Source organism: Cupriavidus sp. GW823-FHT06D04 (genome assembly GCF_058795055.1).
This window is the reverse complement of the sequence record NZ_JBXAHL010000118.1, coordinates 1-712: the sequence shown is the minus strand read 5'-3', so window position 1 is coordinate 712 and position 712 is coordinate 1. Positions and strand designations below refer to the sequence as shown.

The following is a 712-nucleotide window of genomic DNA, read 5'->3' as shown; positions in this document are numbered from 1 at the left end:
TAATGCCGTTCAGTTAAGTCTGAACGGCATTTTTCTTTGCAGGGGTTGTAAACAAGGTGTCGAGCTGTTAACTTGCCGTTCCGATGCTATCGGAACAAGTCCACACCGCCCTTGAGCTTAGTGAGCCGGCCAGTTTTGCCCGGCTCAGCGAGCATCTGCCGATGGCATGGATCGAGCAGGCGCTGGCCGCCACGGGAACAGCGTCCGTTCGCCGGCGCCGACTGCCAGCAGAGCAGGTGGTCTGGCTGGTCATCGCGCTGGCGCTCTATCGGCACCAATCGATTCCCGATGTGCTGGAGACGCTGGACCTGGCACTGCCCAACGATGCCAGCGCCTGTGTCAGCAAGAGCGGCATCGCCCAAGCCCGCGAGCGGCTTGGAGACAAGCCTTTGTTGTGGCTGTTCGAGCAGACCGCACGGGCGTGGGTGGCTCAGGATGCTGCGCACTACAAATGGAAGGGCTTGGCGCTTTACGCCATGGATGGCACCACCTTCCGCACTGCCGATAGCCCTGAGAATCGCCTGTACTTTGGCGCCCAGAGCTATGCCAGTGGCAAGGTCGCCAGCTATCCACAAGTCCGCGGTGTCTCGCTCACGGCTGTTCCTACCCATCTTGTTGCTGATATCGCCTTTGGCCGTTACGGCTGCAATGAGATGCTCTATGCCAAGCCGCTTATTGAGCGGATCCCGGATGATTCGCTGACGATCTTTGA

General features: G+C 59.4%; 1 protein-coding gene. It reads left to right on the top strand.

Translation table 11 applies throughout. The annotated features are described in order from the left end of the window. Window positions 1-83 precede the first annotated feature (83 nt). The coding region (locus tag AC1Q7H_RS39835; protein ID WP_492382514.1) for a transposase domain-containing protein at window positions 84-712 on the top strand (629 nt) is incomplete at its 3' end.